This is a genomic window from Phocoenobacter uteri (assembly GCF_900454895.1).
GTDB lineage: Bacteria > Pseudomonadota > Gammaproteobacteria > Enterobacterales > Pasteurellaceae > Phocoenobacter > Phocoenobacter uteri.
Genome location: NZ_UGTA01000001.1, coordinates 920826 through 937680, shown reverse-complemented (window position 1 = coordinate 937680; position 16855 = coordinate 920826). Strand labels below are relative to the sequence as shown.

The 16855-nt window shown below is 36.3% G+C and carries 17 protein-coding genes; 3 read left to right on the top strand and 14 right to left on the bottom strand.

Annotation, left to right across the window (positions count from 1 at the left end; translation table 11 throughout):
* Positions 1-43: 43 nt before the first annotated feature.
* From priC to DYE60_RS04110, 4 genes are all read right to left on the bottom strand, one after another.
* Positions 44-571, bottom strand: a complete 528-nt coding sequence (gene priC, locus DYE60_RS04125) for a primosomal replication protein PriC (protein WP_115315372.1) — start codon at positions 569-571, stop codon at positions 44-46.
* A 105-nt stretch (positions 572-676) separates the two neighbouring features.
* Positions 677-2821 carry a phosphate acetyltransferase gene (gene pta / locus DYE60_RS04120; protein ID WP_115315371.1) on the bottom strand — a complete coding sequence of 715 codons (2145 nt, stop codon included), beginning with the start codon at positions 2819-2821 and terminating at the stop codon, positions 677-679.
* Between the two features lie 65 nt (positions 2822-2886).
* Complete coding sequence (locus tag DYE60_RS04115; RefSeq protein WP_115315370.1) at positions 2887-4086, bottom strand: acetate kinase; 1200 nt, start codon at positions 4084-4086, stop codon at positions 2887-2889.
* Positions 4087-4360: 274 nt separating this feature from the next.
* Positions 4361-5044: a 2,3-diphosphoglycerate-dependent phosphoglycerate mutase gene (locus tag DYE60_RS04110; RefSeq protein WP_115315369.1), complete on the bottom strand. Its 684-nt coding sequence runs from the start codon at positions 5042-5044 to the stop codon at positions 4361-4363.
* 183 nt (positions 5045-5227) lie between these two features.
* Between DYE60_RS04110 and envC the strand changes: the two genes are divergently transcribed.
* Positions 5228-6388, top strand: a complete 1161-nt coding sequence (gene envC, locus DYE60_RS04105) for a murein hydrolase activator EnvC (protein WP_115315368.1) — start codon at positions 5228-5230, stop codon at positions 6386-6388.
* A 12-nt stretch (positions 6389-6400) separates the two neighbouring features.
* Positions 6401-7249 carry a divergent polysaccharide deacetylase family protein gene (locus DYE60_RS04100; RefSeq protein WP_245942672.1) on the top strand — a complete coding sequence of 283 codons (849 nt, stop codon included), beginning with the start codon at positions 6401-6403 and terminating at the stop codon, positions 7247-7249.
* Positions 7250-7305: 56 nt separating this feature from the next.
* Here DYE60_RS04100 and DYE60_RS04095 read toward each other — a convergent pair whose 3' ends face one another.
* The 9 genes from DYE60_RS04095 to plsB all read right to left on the bottom strand — a co-directional run bounded on the left by DYE60_RS04095 (position 7306) and on the right by plsB (position 14642).
* Positions 7306-7668 carry a DUF4870 family protein gene (locus DYE60_RS04095; protein ID WP_115315367.1) on the bottom strand — a complete coding sequence of 121 codons (363 nt, stop codon included), beginning with the start codon at positions 7666-7668 and terminating at the stop codon, positions 7306-7308.
* Positions 7669-7726: 58 nt separating this feature from the next.
* Entirely contained in the window at positions 7727-9130 is a 1404-nt protein-coding gene (asnS, locus tag DYE60_RS04090; protein ID WP_115315366.1) for an asparagine--tRNA ligase, read from the bottom strand.
* Positions 9131-9160: 30 nt separating this feature from the next.
* Positions 9161-9616, bottom strand: a complete 456-nt coding sequence (locus tag DYE60_RS04085) for a hypothetical protein (protein ID WP_115315365.1) — start codon at positions 9614-9616, stop codon at positions 9161-9163.
* 2 nt (positions 9617-9618) lie between these two features.
* The gene (locus tag DYE60_RS04080; protein WP_115315364.1) at positions 9619-9780 is read right to left on the bottom strand and encodes a YoaH family protein; all 162 of its coding nucleotides are present in this window, start codon (positions 9778-9780) and stop codon (positions 9619-9621) included.
* A gap of 24 nt (positions 9781-9804) precedes the next feature.
* Positions 9805-10566, bottom strand: coding sequence for a TPM domain-containing protein (locus DYE60_RS04075; protein ID WP_115315363.1), 762 nt, complete (start codon positions 10564-10566; stop codon positions 9805-9807).
* On the bottom strand, positions 10563-11009 hold the full coding sequence (locus tag DYE60_RS04070) for a TPM domain-containing protein (RefSeq protein WP_115315362.1): 447 nt from the start codon (positions 11007-11009) through the stop codon (positions 10563-10565). Before DYE60_RS04070 ends, DYE60_RS04075 begins: the two co-directional genes overlap by 4 nt.
* Before the next feature lie 95 nt (positions 11010-11104).
* Entirely contained in the window at positions 11105-11692 is a 588-nt protein-coding gene (locus DYE60_RS04065) for a LemA family protein (protein ID WP_115315361.1), read from the bottom strand.
* A gap of 79 nt (positions 11693-11771) precedes the next feature.
* The gene (gene rpsO, locus DYE60_RS04060) at positions 11772-12041 is read right to left on the bottom strand and encodes a 30S ribosomal protein S15 (RefSeq protein ID WP_115315360.1); all 270 of its coding nucleotides are present in this window, start codon (positions 12039-12041) and stop codon (positions 11772-11774) included.
* A 186-nt stretch (positions 12042-12227) separates the two neighbouring features.
* Positions 12228-14642, bottom strand: coding sequence for a glycerol-3-phosphate 1-O-acyltransferase PlsB (gene plsB, locus DYE60_RS04055; protein WP_115315359.1), 2415 nt, complete (start codon positions 14640-14642; stop codon positions 12228-12230).
* 149 nt (positions 14643-14791) lie between these two features.
* Between plsB and lexA the strand changes: the two genes are divergently transcribed.
* Positions 14792-15415, top strand: a complete 624-nt coding sequence (gene lexA / locus DYE60_RS04050; RefSeq protein WP_115315358.1) for a transcriptional repressor LexA — start codon at positions 14792-14794, stop codon at positions 15413-15415.
* A gap of 65 nt (positions 15416-15480) precedes the next feature.
* On the opposite strand, the gene lysC is transcribed toward lexA, so the two are convergent.
* Positions 15481-16833, bottom strand: coding sequence for a lysine-sensitive aspartokinase 3 (lysC, locus tag DYE60_RS04045; protein ID WP_115315357.1), 1353 nt, complete (start codon positions 16831-16833; stop codon positions 15481-15483).
* Positions 16834-16855: the final 22 nt, after the last annotated feature.

The window sequence follows — 16855 nt, the reverse complement described above, 5'->3', positions numbered from 1 at the left end:
CGATAAAGCTTAATGGAATAGACTATTTCATTAAGCTTTTTTATTACCTCATTTTAGAAAGATCTTCTTCCGTTTTTTCAATCGCATCTACACAGCGTTGCTTACGATATTCGGTTTCTTGTAGCTGAATTTGCCAATAGGTTTTATCTTCATTCGTTTGAGACTTATATCGCTGCTCAATAATCCAACTGATTTTATCATTTAATAGACGTAATGCTTTTCTATATTCTTCTAAGCGTTTTGCTGGGCGTAACGTGTGAATATTTTTAGGAAAGCGATAAGATGACTGAAATACAGGGCGAGCATTTTCAGTATATTTAGGCTTATTTTTTAGAAATTCAACTGATTTTTGAAGCGTTCTAAATTGTAAGATTAGCTTATCAGCATAAAATTCAACAACATCGTCTTGATTTATTTTGGTCAGAATCGTTGCAGTTTGTTCAATTTCATTAACAAAGGCTTGCACTGTTTGAGTATGTTGTGAAAAGCAGTCAGCATAGATAGTAATTTCTTGCGTTAAATAAGGCGAGAAAATTGCAAGTTTTTGATGGATAGAAGAATCGAATTTCATAATAAAAATTGTAAATTTTGATAAAAATATGACCGCTTAAATATAGAATACAAATAAAAAAGCCCTCAACAAGTGAGGGCATTATACATCAATTTCTATGAAATATTAGCTTTGAGTTGCTTGAATTGCAGTTAATGCGATTGTATAAACAATATCATCTACTAATGCACCACGAGATAAGTCATTCACAGGTTTACGCATACCTTGTAGCATTGGACCGATAGAAACAAGATCCGCAGAACGTTGAACAGCTTTATAGGTTGTATTACCTGTATTTAAGTCAGGGAATACGAACACAGTTGCTTTACCCGCAACAGGTGAATTTGGTGCTTTTGAGCGAGCTACATCTTCCATAATCGCTGCGTCATATTGTAATGGACCGTCAATGATTAAGTCAGGACGTTTTTCTTGTGCGATACGAGTTGCTTCTTTTACTTTCTCAACATCAGCACCAGAACCTGATGTTCCTGTTGAGTAAGAAATCATCGCAACACGAGGTTCAACACCAAATGCTTTTGCTGATTCAGCAGATTGAATCGCAATTTCTGCTAATTGTTCTGCATTTGGATCTGGGTTTACCGCACAGTCACCGTAAACAAGCACTTGATCAGGTAATAACATAAAGAAGATTGAAGAAACAATCGAGCTACCTGGTGCTGTTTTGATGATTTGCATTGGTGGGCGAATTGTATTTGCTGTTGTGTGAACCGCACCTGATACTAAACCATCAACTTCGTTCGCTTCTAACATCATTGTACCAAGTACAACGTTATCTAATAATTGCTCACGAGCAACCACTTCCGTCATACCTTTGTTTTTACGTAATTCAACTAAACGTTCAACATAGTTTTCACGAATAGTTGCAGGATCGATGATTGTTACACCTTTTCCAAGCTGAACGCCTTGTGCTTCTGCTACACGTTGAACATCTGCAACAGGGGCTAAAAGGATACAGTCAGCAATACCACGCTCAGCACATAGAGCCGCAGCTTTAATCGTACGAGGTTCATCACCTTCAGGAAGTACAATACGTTTTTTCGCTGCACGAGCAAATTCTGTTAATTGATAGCGGAATGCTGCTGGTGATAAACGTTTTTCACGTACTGCGCCGTTTGTGATATCAGTGATAAAGTGGCTAGAAAGCTGTTCAGATACATATTGTTTTGTGTTTTCAATACGTACTTTATCATCAATAGGCACTTCTAAGCTGAAACTTTGTAAGCTAAGTGCAGTTTGCCATGTATTTCCTTCAACTCGGAAAATTGGCACGCCTTTTTCAAAAGCTTGTTGACAAAGATTTCTTACACCTAAATCTAATTTATATCCACCAGTTAGTAAGATTGCACCAATTTCAACACCATTCATAATCGAAAGAGCTGCAGCGATCAAAACATCAGGACGATCTGCTGAAGTTACTAATAATGATCCTGCTTTCATATGTTCGATCATATTTGGTAAGCTTCTTGCACAGAAAGTAACCCCACGAATACGACGACTATGCAATTCACCTTCATGAATAATTGATGCACCTAAATGTTTTGCGATATCAATGGCACGAGTTTCGATTAACTCTGGTTTCCACTCAACACAAGCGAGTAGTTTTATATCACTTTTTTCAAATAATACGTGAAGGTCGTTTACATTCACATTACGGTTTACATGTTGGAATGAGTCGAAAATTTCTGTTAAATCAGGACGTGTTCTACCTGTTTCATCAACTGGAGCATTAAATTTATTAACGATTACACCTAATAAATTCGGATTATTACGTCCACCGAATTCAGATGCTGCAACATCAATACGCTCTTTTAAGCGAGCTGGCGAATCAGTACCTGGTGCTGCAACTAAAATAATTTCTGCATCTAATGTTTGTGCAATTTCGTAGTTGATGTTATTTGCATAAGCACTACGACGAGTTGGGATAAGCCCTTCAACAACGATAACTTCATTCGTGTTAGCAAGTTTTTGATGTTGTTCAACAATTTTTTCTAATAGAACATCAGTTTGATTTTTACCAATAAGCATTTCTGCTTGGCTCAACATCATAGGTATACCTACTTCTGTTGTTTGTGAGGTTCTAATAATATTAGTTGAACGATCTAATTCATCATTACCATTTTCTGGCTGTGAAATTGGTTTTAAGAATCCAACTTTAGCCCCTTTTTGTTCAAGCGAGTGAACAAAACCTAAGCTAACACTAGTTAAACCTACACCGGCACTAGTTGGGATAAGAATAATAGTTCTAGACATTATATAAATTCCTATGGTCAATAAAAAGAAAAAACCTACCTTTTAGGTAGGTTTTAATATGTTGATTATGCGGTTAGCTTAGCTGTATCTTGTGCGATAACAAGCTCTTCATTGGTTGGAAGAACGATAGATACAGGTGTACCTTCTTTAGTAATGATACCATCTTTACCGAAACGAGCAGCTACGTTTTTCTCTTCGTCAACTTGATAGCCGAATAATTTTAAATGGTTTAACGTTAATTCACGTACTAATGATGAGTTTTCACCGATACCGCCAGTAAATACGATTGCATCTAAACGATCGCCAATTACTGCCATATAAGAACCGATGTATTTTGCTAATTTGTAGCAGAATACGTCTAATGCACGCTTAGCTGGTGCTTCTGTTTCATAGTTATCTTCAGCATAACGACAGTCGCTAGTCACTTCAGTTAAACCTAATAAACCAGATTTTTTAGTTAAACATTCATTGATTTCTTCAACTGACATACCTAAGTTATCGTGCATATAGAACATAATTGCAGGATCGATGTCACCACTACGTGTACCCATTACTAAACCTTCTAATGGTGTTAAGCCCATTGAAGTATCGATACATTTACCGTTACGAACAGCTGCGATTGAAGCACCGTTACCTAAGTGACAAGTGATTACATTGATTTTATCTTCCGCAATATTTAATGCTTTTGCTGCTTCACGGCTTACAAAGTAGTGACTTGTTCCGTGGAAACCATAACGACGCACGCCATTTTCTTTATACATTGCATAAGGAATTGCATATAAATAGGCTTCTTCTGGCATTGTTTGGTGGAATGCCGTATCAAATACAGCGACATTACGCTCTTTTAATTCTGGGAAAATACGGAATGCTTCTTTGATTCCGATTAAGTGAGCTGGATTGTGAAGAGGTGCGAATTGTACAGCTTCTTCAATACCTTTAATTACTTCATCAGTAATTACTACAGATTCAGTGAATTTTTCACCACCGTGAACAATACGGTGACCGATCGCAGCAATACTTTCTTTTAATTCATCAGTTAAAATATTTTTCGCAATAAAATCTAATGCTTGAGTATGTGCAGCACCTGCACCTAAATCAGCATTTCCTTTTTCACCATTTAACTTCCATTTAATGCGAGCATCTTCAAGATGAAATGCTTCTGCAAGACCTGATAATGTTTCAGCGCCTGTCGCAGGATCAAGAACAGCAAATTTTAAAGAAGAGCTGCCGCAGTTAAGGATAAGAATTAAATTTTTATTAGACATAATAAACCTATTTTAGTTATTGAGTGGATGAAATTATGCTTTGTAGTTAAAGCACGTAAAATCTTTCGTATAGGATACACTTTTCAGCGAATAAAATAAATTATTATATTTTGATAATTATCAATTTTTTCAAAAAAAGTTTATTTTTTAAAAAAAAGTTGAGCAAGAAAAGTTATTTCATTTAATAACTATACAAAAGGGGGATTTTCAATGGAATTTAAGGAATAAAAAAGGTCGCCCGAAGGCGACCCCATAACATATTTCTAATTACTTATTAAAGGTAGCGTTTACTTACTACTTTTAAGTTTTCATCTAAAGTATAAACTAATGGCTGACCTGTTGGGATTTCTAAATCCATAATATCTTCATCAGAGATACCTTCGATGTGTTTTGCTAATGCACGTAATGAGTTACCGTGTGCAGCAACTAAAACACGTTTACCTGCCAAAATTGCTGGTGCAATTTGATCTTCCCAGAATGGTAATACACGCTCTAAAGTTACTTTTAAGTTTTCACCATCAGGGATCACATCGTGTGGAAGGTGAGCATAACGACGATCGTTATGAGCTGAATTAGGATCGTTACGATCTTGTAATGGTGGTAAAACATCGTAAGAACGACGCCAGATATGAACTTGCTCTTCGCCGTGTTCTTCAGCTGCTTCTTTTTTGTTTAACCCTTGTAAACCACCGTAATGACGCTCATTTAAACGCCAAGATTTTACTTGTGGTACGAACAATTGATCAGACTCTTCTAAAACAAAGTTACAAGTTTTGATTGCACGTTTTAAAACAGAAGTGAATGCGATATCAAATTCAAAGCCAGCAGCTTTTAATTTGCGACCAGCTTCTTTTGCTTCTTCCACACCTTTTTCTGCTAAATTAACATCGTGCCAACCAGTGAAAAGGTTTAATTGATTCCACTCACTTAGACCGTGACGGATAAATACTAATTCCATAAAAAACTCCTATTGTTAATACTAAATTAAAAACTTTGTTATTTTACAACAAAAATAAGGGATTTTTAAAATATAAAGTTGAATTATTGAAGAAAAGCTGATTTTTCTCAAAGAACAGATTAAAATAAGCCTCTTTCTTTTATATTTTAAGGATTTTTTGTGAAGTTATGTTTTCAATTGTTAATGTTTTTGTTTTTTTTACAAGGTCTTTTCACTCAACCTCTTGTTGCAAGTGATCTTTCTAGTATTCGACATAAGATTAGACAACAGCAAGATAAGATCTATAAACAAAGACAACAGCGTAATGAATTACAGAGCCAGCTGAAAAATCAAGAGAAAGCAATGGGCGAGGTTATTAAAGCCTTGCATAATACAAAAAAAAGCCTGACTGAAATTCGCCAAACTATTAAGAAAACAGAACTGCAAATTGAACAACTTGAAAAGCAAGAGCAGAAACAGAAAGCTCGTTTAAGAGAGCAGCTAGATTCTGCCTACCGTTCAGGCATCAATCCGTCAGTGATTGAAAAGCTACTTTCAAAAGAAGCAAAAGAAGCTGACCGAATGGCTCAATATTATGAACATATGAATCAAGCACGTATTGATTTAATCAATGATATTCGTCATACACAACAGAAATTAACAAAGCAACGTGATTTGTTGGCGAAACAAATTTCTGACAAGATGAGTCAAATATCAGAACAGACTTCGCAAAAACAGCAATTAGAAAAAATTACGTCAGAAAGAAAACAGACCATTTTTTCGATCAATAAAACACTTAAAAAAGATTCCAACCATCTTGAAATTTTAAAGGAAAATGCAAAATCGTTACAAGAAAGCATTGCAAATGCGAATCAAGAAGCTCAAAGACGTGAAGAGCGTGAGCTTGCTAAGTTAAAAGCAGAAAAAGAGCAGCAGGGTAAGGGGCAACTAACCAACCAAGAAATTGAGCAAGTACGAGCGGGAAGCGGTTTAGGTAAAGCGAGAAGACAATATGCTATGCCTACTCATGGAAAGATTATACAAAAATTTGATCCTGAACATAGCTGGAAAGGGATAGTGATTAAGGCATCAACAGGTGATAATGTTCGAGCTATTACTTCTGGACGAGTTGTATTGGCAAACTGGTTGCCAGGTTATGGTAATGTGGTTGTAATTGATCACGGTAAAAATTATTCGTCTATTTATGGTTATAACAGTGACATCTTGGTAAAAGAAAATGATAAAGTAGGAAAAGGAATGATTATTGCTAAAGTAGGAAATTCAGGAGGGCAATCTCATTCAGGACTTTATTTTGGTATTACTTATAAAGGACAAGCAAAGAACCCATTACGTTGGGTGAAATAGGAAATGATTAAAATGGATAAAAATAAGATGAAGTATAAGCGGTTAAATTTTTTAAGAATTTTGCAAATTTTATTATTTATTTCACCGCTTGCGAGTGCATCAAAATTAGCGATAGTGATTGATGATGTTGGCTATCGTCAGGAAGATTATGCTATCTATGATATGCCACAAGAAGTGACAGTGTCCATTATTCCAGTATCTCCTTATGCAACAGAAAGAGCAGAAAAAGCGTTTGAACAGCAACGAGATGTGCTAATTCATCAACCGATGCAGCCTTTGAGTAAGATTAAAATTGAAGATAAAGCACTGGAAGTGGGAATGGAAAAACCACAAATTCAAGAGATTATGGATTATGCGAGAAAGCGAGTGCCTTATGCTATTGGTTTAAATAATCATATGGGGAGTGCAGCGACAGCAGATCAACAATTGATGAATTATTTTATGGAAATTTTGGCGAATGAACAGCTTTTCTTTTTAGATAGTAAAACCAATAGCAAGAGTGTTGCAGCACAAACGGCGAAAAGTTTTTATATTCCAACGTTAGAAAGACATGTTTTTTTAGATGATAATAATTCATTGGCGGATGTGCAACGTCACTTTGATTTAGCCGTTCGTTATGCTCAAAAAAATGGACTAGCGATTTTGATTGGACATCCTCGTAAGAATAGCATTAAAGTGTTACAACAAGGTATTAAAAATCTGCCGAATGATGTGGAGTTGGTAAAAATGAGTAGTCTATGGCGAAATGAAAAAGTGAAGATATCAAAACCATTGATTATGTTCTTTGAAATGAAACCTGCTCAAACTTCAACGAGTAACCTGAATAATGTTCCACTGTTAAGAGGTGTGCCGAAAGAGTAGTGGAGAATAAGGAAAGCAAGCCGCTAGTTTGATGAATCAGCTAACGGCTTAATTTTTTACATAAAATAGCCCGTTGGCGTTACGGGTTGTTTTTTAGCAAACTTAACAATACCCACTACGACACGGAATAAATACCATATTTCAACTAATACAATAATAATGAGCCCAAAGCCAATCGCGGATAAAATTATACCTAAAATAATACCGATCAAGGCGATAATAAAAGTTCTTAGTAGATAAGCGATATGTGTTTCATAAATAGTACCTCGCACATCATCACGTTTTCGATAAGCCAAAATTGCACCAACGGCTGAGGTTACGCTAGTAAATACAACGCTTAAAGCAAATAAAATATAAATAGCGAGTATAAAATTGCGTTGAGAGTCATTTGGTTCGGTTAGATTGTTATTTTCATCCATCTTTGTCTCCTTAAAAATAAAAAATCCCCTTAACAATTCGTTAAAGGGATTATACTAATTAGAAGTTTGCGTTGCGTGGTGCACGAGGGAATGGAATTACATCACGGATATTTTGTAACCCTGTTACATAAACGATTAAACGTTCAAATCCTAATCCAAAGCCTGAATGTGGCACTGAACCGTATTTACGTAAGTCACGATACCACCAGTAATCTTCTGGATTTAAGCCCATCTCAGCCATACGTGCATCTAATACATCTAAACGCTCTTCACGCTGTGAACCACCGATGATTTCGCCAATTCCTGGTGCTAATACGTCCATTGCAGCAACAGTTTTACCGTCATCATTTAAACGCATATAGAATGCTTTAATATCTTTTGGATAGTTTTTCACAACTACTGGTGATTTAAAGTATTCTTCTGCTAAGTAACGTTCGTGTTCTGAAGAAAGGTCGATTCCCCACTCAACAGCAAACTCGAATTTTTTACCTGATTTTAATAACACGTCAATCGCATCCGTATAATCAATTTGAGCAAAGTCAGAATTTACAAAGTTTTCTAAACGCTCAACAACAGTTTTATCAATGTGTTTTGCGAAGAATTGTAAATCGTCAGCACGTTCTGTTAAAACAGCATTGAATACATATTTCAACATTTTTTCTGCCAATTTTGCGTTATCTGCTAAGTTAGCAAATGCGACTTCTGGCTCAACCATCCAGAATTCTGCCAAGTGGCGAGTCGTGTTTGAGTTTTCCGCACGGAACGTTGGGCCAAAAGTATAAACTTTACTTAATGCGCAAGCATAGGTTTCTGCATTTAATTGACCTGATACTGTTAAGAATGCTTCTTTACCGAAGAAATCTTCGCCAAAGTTGATATCACCTTTTTCAGTACGTGGTAGGTTTTCTAAGTCTAAGGTTGATACACGGAACATTTCGCCTGCACCTTCGGTGTCAGAAGCCGTAATTAACGGAGTCGCAACCCAATAAAAACCTTCTTCGTGGAAGAAGCGATGAATAGCTTGTGCTAAACAGTGACGAACACGAGAAACCGCACCAATTAAATTTGTACGTGGGCGTAAGTGAGCCACTTCACGTAAATATTCAATTGAGTGGCGTTTCGCTGCCATTGGGTAAGTATCAGGATCTTCAACCCAACCAACAACTTTAACTTGTGTTGCGTGAAGTTCAACCGCTTGCCCTTGTGCTGGTGATTCTACAAGTGTTCCTGTTACTTCAACAGAACAGCCAGTCGTTAATTTTAAGACTTCTTGTTGATAATTTTCGATATCATTATTGACGATTGCTTGAATTGGATCAAAGCAAGATCCATCGTAGATAGCTAAGAATGACAAGCCAGCTTTTGAATCACGGCGAGTACGAACCCAACCACGAACGGTTACCGTTTCCCCAACGGCAATTTTTTCTGATAAAACCTCAGAAATAGAAGGAAAATTAGACATTATAACCTCAATGTATTTTAAAAATTTTAATTATTGGACGAGTGTAAATTTAAGAGCAGGGTACTCGTCTTGGTTTACTTTCACTTGCAATGAATATTCGCCAACAGGATCGGTGTCTGTAGCAAAGGCCCAGCACATACTGACGATTCCGTCTGCGGATGCTTTATTAGTTGAAACTATGGCGTGTCTGGTTTTCTCTTCATTCGCAAGAGTGATACCTGCTGGTATAGAAAAGAATCCTCCACGAGGCGATAGTATTGTTTGTTTGATATGATAAATCGTATTTGGTTTTAAGCCTGTGTTAAACCAGCATACTTGCTTATTTCTTTGAGAAAGAGAAATTATGTTGGATTTACTTTCAACCACACCACCTAATTTAGGATTATATTGTAAAATAGATGCTTTAAAATTAGGGGCTGCTATGCTTGTATTAGATGCAAAAAGCAAAATACAAGAAATCAATGATACTAAATTAGATTTTTTCATAATTATTCACCATCTTTGGGGGTTTTAGTTTGTTCACGTAGTTTCTTTGCAATTATCACAATGGCTTCCTTATGGGGTACACCTGTTGCAACGAGTTTCATAATTTCCTCAACGGCTTGTTGCTGTTGCTCGTGAGTTAATTCAAGTAACGCATTATTGTACATCTTTTTTTCCTCTATTTCTAGCCATTACCAACTGCCACCAGCACCGCCACCGCCAGTACTTCCACCACCGAAACCGCCACCAGAGCCAAATCCGCCACCTGATCCAAAACTACTTCCGAAGCCACCCGAATGACGAGATGCTGAACTAATATTGCCAAGATGGCCTAAATTACTTGGGCTAACATAGTGATTATCACGCCCAATAAGGTTAAAAATCACAAATAAGACAAAGGCAATTCCTAAAAAAATAAATAAACCATCAAAAGGATCTGCTTTTTCTTTCTTGGGAGGAGCATACTCGCCTTGTGTTGCTTTAATAATTGCGGAGAGTCCGCTGGCGATACCTTGTGCGTATTTATTTTGTTTAAAAAATGGTGCGATATTATGACGAATAATGGTAGATGCGATAGCATCAGGTAATGCGCCTTCTAGCCCACGTCCTACAGCAATGAAAAGCTTGTGATCGTTCTTAGAAATTAACAGCAAAACACCATTATTTTCTTTCTCGCGTCCTATTCCCCATTTATTAAATAGATTAAAGCTGTAACTAGCAATATCTTGTCCTCCCGTTGTTGGTATCATTACAACAGCAATTTGTGAACTGGTTTTTTTACCGTATTCCACTAAGGCATTTTCTAGTTGTTGTTGATCTGATATTGATAATGTTTGCGTATAATCAGATACATAGCGAAACGGTTTTGGTACATCGGGATAATTTGCCTGTGCGGATAAACTTATCAATAAAGCAATTACAAATGAGAATTGCAAAAGAAAACGTTTTATCATTTTATAATAACCTCATTAGATAGCTCATCAATATCATTAGGTAAGATAGGGTAGTGCATTGCAAGTTGTGTTTCAACTTCTTTAATGCCATTGCAAATTGCTTGGGTAAAATGACCTCTTTGGCATTGTTTTTTCATTGCATCATAGACATTTTGCCAAAATTCATCGCCTACTTTTTGATGGATACCAATATCACCAACCACCGCAACATAATGAGGTTTGAAAGATAAGTAAATAAGTACCGCATTGCGTTGTTCGGTTTGATTCATTTTCAGCTCATTAAAGAGCTGGTTTGCCCGCTCAATCGCTGAGGTTGTTTTTGCTTTACGCTCAATAACTACGCGTAATTCAGCAGAAGTCAGTTGTTCTAGATGAGTAATAGCGTGTTCAATTTGTTGGGTATCAACAGGTAATTTTTTACTAAAAAAAGAGAAAATTTTCATTTGGTTTGCCCTGATTAAGACGAGTGTAAGCGGTCAAATTTATTGATGATTTTGCAAATTTTTAAAAAAATTTAACCGCTTATCGTATTATGATTTTAGTTGAAATTTACCGTTGGGGCATTTTCTGCACCCGCAGTTGCTTTAAATTGTGGTTTTGGTTCAAAACCAAATAAAGCTGCAAATAATTTAGTTGGGAATCTGCGTACTTTTTTATTGTACTCTTTTACAGCATTATTAAAATTATTACGTTCCACATTGATACGATTCTCAGTACCTTCAAGTTGAGCTTGTAGATTTAAAAAACCTTCGTGAGCTTTTAATTCTGGGTATTTTTCTACACTCACTAATAAACGAGCAAGAGCTGAATTTACACCTTGTTGTGCTTGTTGGAATTTTTCCATTTGCTCAGGTGTTGCTTTGCTTGGATCGATAGTTGTTTGTGTTGCTTTGGCACGAGCTTCGATAACAGCTGTTAAAGTTTCTTTTTCAAAGCTTGCTTGGCCTTTTACAGTATTTACTAGATTTGGGATTAAATCTGCACGACGTTGATAAGCCGATTCTACATTTCCCCATACTGAATTGATGTCTTCTTCTGCTGTGACTAAGCCGTTGTAACTATTTTTTAATGTGATACCACCAAAAATTGTGATCACAACTAAGCCAATTAAAATCCACTTTTTCATAAAATAAACTCCCAATATAGAAAAAATAGGTAGAAAAAAAGCGAGCATTTAATAGCTCGCTTCGTATTAGGTATTGAAATTAGCGACGTAAACCTAAACGTGCGATAGTTTCAGAATAAAGTTTTAGGTCGGTACGTTTTAAGTAATCTAAAAGTTTACGACGACGTGAAACCATTTTTAATAAACCACGACGACCGTGATGGTCTTTTTTGTGTTCTTTAAAGTGACCTTGTAAGTGGTTGATTTGAGCAGTTAATAATGCGATTTGAACTTCTGATGAACCAGTATCTTTTTCATCACGACCAAATTCTGCAACGATTTTTGCTTTTGCTTCTGCACTTAGAGACATATTTTTTACTCCTAATAAGTAATGTTAATATTCATCAATAGCCGATCTCTAATTCAGCTATGACACGGAATTGCTGATTTTAAATAGAATTAAATAAAAAAGCAAATGGTTATTGAGGTTGAGTCGTTAATTTATGTAACCTCTATAAATAAAATGCTCTCACATAAAAGCGAGAGCATTTTTCCATTATAGATTATTATCTAATTTTGCCATTGCCCCTTGAATCGAAAATTGGATTTCAGTGGACATCAAACTTTGCAGTAAAGTAATGGTATCTTTGGCTTTTTCAATGTTCGGTTTATTTTCATTATCAAAATAGCCTTGTGCTTTTAAGCTCGAAATAAAGGTTGAGAATAACGCTTTATCAAAGAATTCAGGTGCATTGATACCGTGTAGCACAGAAAGACGTTGTGCAATAGAGCAACTTTTTGCCTCTAATTCTTTATGGCTGAGCTCAGATTGCTCAATTAGCACGCTTAAACTAATGTAGTAGCGTTGTAATTGTTCTCTGATTCCAGCTGAATAAAGTTGTAAAGTACGAACTTGTGAGCGGCTAATCAGTAGCATATCATTTTCATTTTTAATAACATTTTGTTGTGTGAGTTCATTGATAATGCCTTCAATATACGTATCCAACGTATTTTCATCAAAATGTAAAAATAACTCTGCTTTCAAGAATGGATAAATCTGTTTGATCGTTTGGAAAACTAAATCCTTAGATACCGCCTCGTGATGTAACACAATATTCGCAATTAAAGACGGTAACACCATTAAATGCTGAATATTATTACGATAATAAGTCATTAAGATTGCGGATTCACGATCAAGACGTACGATTTCACCGAAGCTGTCTTTTTCAACTAAAATGCCAGAACGTGGTAAGCTGATAACGTGTTCTAATAACTGTTCTGCATTTTCAGTTGGTAGGGTGACGTCCGTTGCATAAGTGACATTTCTTAATAATTGCAAGTAACTTTCTACTTGTTCAAGTAACTGCTCTTTGGTTAAAGAACGTTGGCGAGAGTTGAGTAGAGCCGTTCCGATTAAATTTTTTGAATTAACGGTAGCGGCATTGTTAATATGCACCATCACTAAATTGGCCACATCACCTACCGCATTGTTAAACCATTGTGGGCGTTCGTGCCCAAATTCTTCTTTCCATTGAGGATAGTGATCATTTAGGTAATGATTAAGTTGAATTGGTTCGCCAAAGTTTACAAAACCTTGTCCAAGATTACTTAATTTTTTAATAACTCTAAATACCAGTGCGGCATTTTCTTTCTCTTTTTTCGCACCACGCAATTCTTTGGCATAAGTATCCACTTCTAAAACGTGTTCGTAGCCAATATGTACTGGCACGATAGAAATTGGGCGAGTTGCACCTTGCACCGCTCGTAGTGTCATTGCCATCATACCTGTTTTTGGTGAAAGTAAACGACCAGTACGAGAACGACCGCCTTCAATAAAGTATTCAACAGAATAGCCTCTATGGAACAATTCTGCTAAATATTCACGGAAAATGGTTGAATAAAGACGATTACCATTAAAGGTACGGCGAATAAAGAATGCCCCCCAACTTCTAAATAATGGACCTGCTGGCCAGAAGTTTAAGTTAATACCTGCGGCGATATGTGGTGGTACTAAACCTTCGTGGTAGAGCAAATAAGAAAGTAATAAGTAATCCATATGGCTACGGTGGCAAGGTACATACACAATTTCGTGTCCTTCTAAGGCTAATTTACGCACTCGATCCGCATTTTCAACAGTAATACCTTGATAAAGCTTATTCCAAAGCCAGCTTAATGAACGATCGGCAACACGCAAACTATTATGGTTTACTTTTGCTGCAATCTCATTCATCATTTTTTCTGCTTCTTTGCGTGCTTTTTCAGGCGAGCTTTTTGGTTTTTTTGCCTCTTCTTCAATCGCAGCTAAAATGCTTGGTGTTTGTAGTAATTTATTAAACATTGCTTGGCGGTTCGGTAATTGTGGACCTGTTGCCGAGTAGCGTTGTTTTGAAAAGTGCATTTTTGCCACACGAGACAGTTTATGCGCAATTTTAGTATCTGAGCCGTGTTCATCTGCCATATAGCGTAATGAAACCGCTTGGGAGAAACGGACAAAATTATCACGTCCAAACCAAATCATTGCAATTAAACGTTGGAAAAAGCCCAAAGAACGTAGTTTTGCACTGTTTTCTTTACCTGGTGCACGTCCCCAAAGTACGGAAACAGGGATGACTTGCACATTTAAGCTTTTATCATCTCGGTGTAAACTTAAATATTGATTGAAGATAGCCTGTGCTTTATTGGCTTCTTTTGGTTTAAATAAGCAATGATTTTGCTCTAAGAAAACAAAACGAGGTAATTGTTGACCGTTAATATTGTTGGTTTCTAGTGGATCTGGTAGCCCTAATTTTTGACAGTGTTTTTGTAAAATCAAAACATCTGTTTGTGAGCTATAAGGCAGAACATAAATTATTGATTGTGTTAAGTCTAATCCTAATTCATTGGCTGGATTCTGAGGAATAGTGCGAGATTTTACCATTAAAGAAAGAGGAAGACGCAATATCTTATGATAAAAACAACGTAATTTAGACATGTATAAATCCTTGATATAAGTGGAAATAAAACAACGCAATCATAACATAAAAATTTATTTTTATCTTTAAATTCTTAGTTGCAAATATCTTCATACTGTATATAATGCCAATGATTTTCTGTATATAAAAACAGGTAGGAGAGATTTTTATGCAACATCAACCTTTAACTCAACGTCAACAACAAATTTTTGATTTTGTAAAATCTCAAATTGAAGAAACTGGTATGCCACCAACACGCGTAGAAATTGCCCGTGAAATTGGTTTTAAATCCCCTAATGCAGCAGAGGAGCATTTAAAAGCTCTTGCTCGTAAAGGCTATATTGAAATTTTATCTGGTACGTCTAGAGGAATTAAATTATTAGTTGTAGAAGAAGAGCAGGAAGAGGGTTTACCTTTAGTGGGACAAGTAGCAGCAGGAGAACCTATTTTAGCCATTGAAAATATTGAAAATCACTATCCAATTGACGGAGCAATGTTTTCACCAAATGCAGATTATCTTTTAAGAGTAAATGGGAATTCAATGATCAATGTAGGGATTTTAGATGGTGATCTTTTAGCTGTTCATAAAACCAGTGCTGTTCGTAATGGGCAAGTTGTGGTTGCTCGAATTGATGATGAAGTGACAGTGAAACGTCTTGAAAAGAAAGGCAAAATGATTTATTTACATCCAGAAAATGATGAGTTAGATGTTATTGTCGTTGATCCTAGCACTCAATATATTGAGATTGAAGGTTTAGCCGTTGGGGTTATTCGTAATAATGCGTGGATGTAATAATTTACATTAGAAGAAGTTAAGGGCAAATTTTTATTTGCCCTTAATTGTTTTCTATGACTAGCTTACGATTTAAAAAGGGAATAATGTAAGCCTTTTACAATATGATCCACTTCATCATCGTTTACTAACATACAAATATTATTGGTACTTGCCCCATAACTAATCAGACGAATATTATAATTTTCTAACTCGTTAAAGAGATCTTTAGCAATACCTTTTTTGGTATGTAAGCTATTGCCAACGATGGCGATTAACGCCAGTTGTTTTTCAATTTGAACTCGACAATATTGGCTCAGTTCATCAATTACTGATTTTGATAAAATTTCACTCTGTGATGTTGACCCTTTTTTATCTAAGGTTAAAGCAACACTGATTTCAGAAGTTGTAATCACATCGACAGAAATTTTATGTTTTTCTAGTACATTAAAGATATTTGCCAAAAATCCTTTGGCGTGGAACATACCTAAACTTGATAAGGTCACTAAGGTTTGATTACGGCGTAGTGCAATTGCTCGGAATGTTGGGCGCGGTTGCGGATCTTTGGTTACCCAAGTTCCACCTTGTTCAGGTGCTTTACTTGAGCCAACAAATACGGGAATATTACTACGAACGGCGGGTAATAAAGTAGCTGGGTGTAATACTTTTGCTCCAAATGTTGCCATTTCTGCTGCTTCATTAAAGCTGATTGTTTCAATGCGTTTAGCATCTTTTACTACACGCGGATCGGTGGTATAAATACCTGCAACGTCCGTCCAAATTAGTACATCTTTTGCGTCTAATACTTCAGCAAGTAGAGCTGCTGAGTAGTCACTCCCACCACGTCCTAACGTTGTGGTTTTACCATTTGGATCTCGTCCAATAAAGCCTTGTGTGATAACAACTTTTTGCTCTTGAATAAGAGGGAGAATAATTTGCTGAGCTTGTTTTTTTGTTTTTATATCATCAGGAGATGCTTTTCCATAGCAATCATTTGTTGCTACAATTTCTCGAACATCTACCCAAACAGCAGGAATGTTTTGTTCTTTTAGAAGCTGTGTGAATATGAGGGTAGACATCATTTCACCGTGGCTTATTAGTTCATCTGTTAAAGCTGGAGATGTTGCAAGGCTCGCTGATTCAGCAAGGCTTTCAATGTGTTTGAGTAATAATTCAATTTGATTTAGAACGGCGTCTGGAGACTGTAATTGATTGATGATGTTATATTGGATTTGGCAAACTTTATCTAGAATAATTTTACGTTGGGAAAGTTCGCATCCAGCAGCAAGTTCAACTAAAAAGTCCGTAATTCCTGCGGAGGCAGAAAGAATAACAACACGGGTATTTTTGTCAGAGGCAATAACATTGGCACAAGCAGACATTGCCTCAAAGTTCGCAACGCTTGTGCCACCAAATTTTGCAACGGATAGTTGGATCATTATATAATTCCTGTATTTAATG